4 protein-coding genes are annotated in these 3,871 nt (G+C 71.4%); 2 read left to right on the top strand and 2 right to left on the bottom strand.

The features are described from left to right. Positions 1-66 precede the first annotated feature (66 nt). Positions 67-957, bottom strand: coding sequence for a pyridoxal 5'-phosphate synthase lyase subunit PdxS (gene pdxS, locus ACE3O1_RS15065; protein ID WP_374316435.1), 891 nt, complete (start codon positions 955-957; stop codon positions 67-69). A gap of 125 nt (positions 958-1,082) precedes the next feature. Here pdxS and ACE3O1_RS15060 point away from each other — a divergent pair, with 125 nt between their 5' ends. Together ACE3O1_RS15060 and pdxY are read left to right on the top strand one after the other, a co-directional pair. Continuing rightward, positions 1,083-2,417 carry an aminotransferase class I/II-fold pyridoxal phosphate-dependent enzyme gene (locus ACE3O1_RS15060; RefSeq protein WP_374316439.1) on the top strand — a complete coding sequence of 445 codons (1,335 nt, stop codon included), beginning with the start codon at positions 1,083-1,085 and terminating at the stop codon, positions 2,415-2,417. Positions 2,418-2,424: 7 nt separating this feature from the next. Next, the gene (pdxY, locus tag ACE3O1_RS15055) at positions 2,425-3,276 is read left to right on the top strand and encodes a pyridoxal kinase PdxY (RefSeq protein ID WP_374316433.1); all 852 of its coding nucleotides are present in this window, start codon (positions 2,425-2,427) and stop codon (positions 3,274-3,276) included. Here the strand turns inward: pdxY and ACE3O1_RS15050 are convergent. Then, on the bottom strand, positions 3,273-3,806 hold the full coding sequence (locus ACE3O1_RS15050; RefSeq protein WP_374316437.1) for an HIT domain-containing protein: 534 nt from the start codon (positions 3,804-3,806) through the stop codon (positions 3,273-3,275). The two genes, pdxY and ACE3O1_RS15050, sit on opposite strands and share 4 nt — an antisense overlap. Positions 3,807-3,871: the final 65 nt, after the last annotated feature.

Genomic DNA, 3,871 nt, shown 5'->3' with positions numbered 1-3,871 from the left:
CGCGGGCGTGCTCGCGGACGTCCCCCTGCAGTGCGAGGACGCCGACGTGAGGGCGCGAGGGGCCGGTCACCACCCGCGCTCGGCGAGGCGGTGCGGAGCGGGGAGGTCGGAGACGTTGATGCCCACCATCGCCTCGCCCAGGCCGCGGGACACCTCGGCGATGACCTTGGCGTCGTCGTAGAACGTCGTCGCCTTCACGATCGCGGCCGCGCGCTGCGCGGGGTTGCCGGACTTGAAGATCCCCGAGCCGACGAAGACGCCGTCGGCGCCCATCTGCATCATCATCGCCGCGTCGGCCGGGGTGGCCACGCCGCCCGCGACGAACAGCACGACGGGGAGCTTGCCGGTCTCGGCGATCTCGGCGACGAGCTCGTAGGGCGCCTGGAGCTCCTTGGCCGCGACGTACAGCTCGTCCTTGGTCATCGAGCGCAGGACGTTGATCTCGCCGGTGATCTTGCGGATGTGCTTGGTCGCCTCGGAGACGTCGCCGGTGCCGGCCTCGCCCTTCGAGCGGATCATCGCGGCGCCCTCGTTGATGCGTCGGAGGGCCTCACCCAGGTTCGTGGCGCCGCACACGAAGGGCACCGTGAAGCCCCACTTGTCGATGTGGTTCACGTAGTCGGCGGGCGAGAGCACCTCGGACTCGTCGATGTAGTCGACGCCGAGCTCCTGCAGCACCTGCGCCTCGACGAAGTGGCCGATGCGCGCCTTCGCCATGACCGGGATCGACACGGCCTCGATGATGCCGTCGATCATGTCGGGGTCGCTCATGCGCGAGACGCCGCCCTGCGCGCGGATGTCGGCAGGGACCCGCTCGAGCGCCATGACGGCCACGGCGCCGGCGTCCTCGGCGATCTTGGCCTGGTCGGCCGTGACGACGTCCATGATGACGCCGCCCTTGAGCATCTCGGCGAGGCCGCGCTTGACGCGACCGGTTCCCGTGTCGACTGCGCTCACGAGGGGTTCCCTTCGGGTGGGCCGCGCGGGCGACGCGACCGGGTGGTGGAGAGGAGGAGACCGATTGGCCTAGGCCAAAAGATAGCATGTACCGCACCATGGATCGGCACACGGAAGGCGGTGGCATGGACCTCGAGATCAGCGGGCGCTCCGCGGCGGAGATCTCCGACAGCCTGCGCGGGCTCGTGGAGCGTCGGATGCTGCGCCCCGGCGATGCGCTGCCCTCGGTGCGTTCGCTGGCCGACCTGCTGGGGGTCAATCGCAACACCGTCGTCGCCGCCTATCGCCAGCTCACCCAGGCGGGAATCGTCGTGACCCGTGGACGCGGAGGGACCCGCATCGCCGACCGCGCCGCGGTGGCGCAGGAGGGATTCGCCGACACGGTGCTTCGGGATGTGGGGACCGGGAATCCCGATCCGGCGCTCATCCCCGACGTCTCCCGCGCGCTCGCCGGTGTCACCGGGCGTCCGGTGCTGTACGGAGAGCCCGTCATCGACCCCGACCTGGAGCGCTGGGCGCGCTCGTGGATGGCCGATGCCCCGGCCGACGAGGTCAGCCTCACCATCACCAGCGGTGCGGCTGATGCCGTCGAGCGGCTGCTCGCGAGTGCCCTCACGCGCGACGACGCGGTCGCGCTCGAGGATCCGTGCTTCCTGACGAGCATCCACACCGTGCGGGTGGGCGGCTACCGGGCCGTGCCGGTCGCGGTGGACGACGAGGGGATGACCGTCGCGGGTCTGCGAGCAGCGCTCGAGGAGGGCGTGCGAGCCGTGGTGTGCACGCCGCGGGCGCAGAATCCGACCGGCGCCAGCGTCTCGGCGCGTCGTGCGGCCGAGCTGCGCGGCGTGCTGGCGGAGCATCCGTACGTGCTCGTGATCGAGGACGACCACTTCTCGATGCTGTCCCGGGACCCGTACCACTCGATCATCGCGCCCGGCCACCGGCGCTGGGCGCTCGTACGGTCGGTCTCGAAGTTCCTCGGCCCCGATATGTGCCTGGCCGTGACGTCGTCGGACGCCGAGACCGCCGGGCGCCTCGCGATGCGCCTGACGCCGGGAACGACGTGGGTGAGCCACCTGCTGCAGCGGCTGACGCTCGCTCTGGCGTCCGATCCCGCGGTGCTGTCCGAAATCGAGCGCGCCGGCGCCCACTACGCCGCCCGCAACGCCGCCTTCGCGGAGCGGCTCTCCGTGCGCGGCATCCCGACGTCATCGGGTGACGGGCTCAACCTGTGGGTGCCGCTGCCCGTGGCGGCGCGACCGGTCACCGAACGGCTCACGCGCCGCGGGTGGCTGGCGCGCAGCGGCGACGAGTTCGGCCTGGTGAACGGCGACGCTTCCCAGCGGCTGCGGCTCACGACCCACGACCTCTGCGACGCCGACGCCGAGCAGCTCGCCGACGACATCGCCGCGGCGGTGCGGGCGGTCGGCGGCCGGACGGTCCCCGCCGGGATGGGATGATCGAGCGGTGAAGATCCTGTCGATCCAGTCCGCGGTCGCCTACGGCCACGTCGGCAACTCGGCGGCCGTGTTCCCGCTGCAGCGCATCGGCGTCGAGGTGCTGCCGGTCTACACCGTGAACTTCTCGAACCACACCGGCTACGGGGCGTGGCGGGGTCCCCTCATCAGCCCCGACGACGTGCGCGACGTCATCCTCGGCATCGAGGAGCGCGGCGTGCTGCCGCAGATCGACGTGGTGCTGTCGGGCTACCAGGGCGGCGAGGGCATCGCCGACGTGATCCTCGACGCCGTTGCGCGCGTCAAGGCCGCCAATCCCGCGGCGGTGTACTCCTGCGACCCCGTCATGGGCAACGCGAAGTCCGGATGCTTCGTCGCGCCGGCCATCCCCGTCCTGCTGCGCGACCGTGTCGTCCCGGCGGCCGACATCATCACGCCCAACCAGTTCGAGCTCGGGTTCCTCACCGATACCGAGCCGGACACGCTCGAGTCGACGCTGGAGTCGGTGGACCGCATCCGCGACACCGGGCCGCGCACGGTCCTGGTCACGAGCGTCGAGCGGCCCGACCGCCCGGCCGACACGATCGAGATGCTGGCGGTCGACGACGGCGGCGCCTGGATCGTCCAGACGCCCCGGATCCCGATGAAGGCCAACGGGTCCGGTGACGTCACCGCCGCGCTTTTCACCGCGCACTTCCGCCGCACGGGTGACCTCGGCGACGCGCTCGCCCGCACGACGTCGAGCGTCTTCGACCTGCTGCAGCGCACCCATGAGTCCGGGGAGCGCGAACTCCAGCTCGTCGAGGCGCAGGAGTCGTATGCGCACCCGCGCATGCAGTTCGAGGTGCGCCAGGTCCGCTAGGCGTTCTCGGCGCTCCACGCGTCGGCGACCGCCACTCGCACCTCGCCGAGGAGCTGGGGCAGCGCCTTCGTGCGCGCGATGATCGGGAAGAAGTTCGCGTCGGAGGCCCACCGCGGCACGACGTGCTGGTGGAGGTGCTCGTCGACTCCGGCACCGGCGACGCTTCCCTGGTTCATGCCGATGTTGAACCCGTCGCACCGGGCCACGGTGCGCAGCACCGTCATCGCGCGCTGCGTGAGGGCCCCGATCTCGGCAACCTCCTCCGGCGTCGCCTGGTCGTACGTCGCGATGTGACGGTACGGGCAGATCAGGAGGTGTCCGGAGTTGTACGGGAAGAGGTTCAGCAGCGCGTAGGCCGTGCGTCCGCGCGCGACGATCAGTCCGTCGGAATCGCTCTTGTGCGGCGCCGCGCAGAACGGGCACTCCTCGCGGAGCGGGTCGGGCCCGGCCTGGATGTAGGCCATGCGGTGGGGCGTCCACAGACGCTGGAAGCCGTCGGGTACGCCCGGCAGAGTGGCGGCATCCACCAGTCCGGCGACGTCGGAGGGCGAATCCTCGGCGGCCGTGGCATCCGCCCCCGACGTCGCTTCGGTCA

This window comes from Microbacterium sp., assembly GCF_041909575.1.
Lineage (GTDB): Bacteria > Actinomycetota > Actinomycetes > Actinomycetales > Microbacteriaceae > Microbacterium.
The sequence above is the reverse complement of the archived record's forward strand: the minus strand, read 5'-3'. Positions and strand labels throughout refer to the sequence as shown.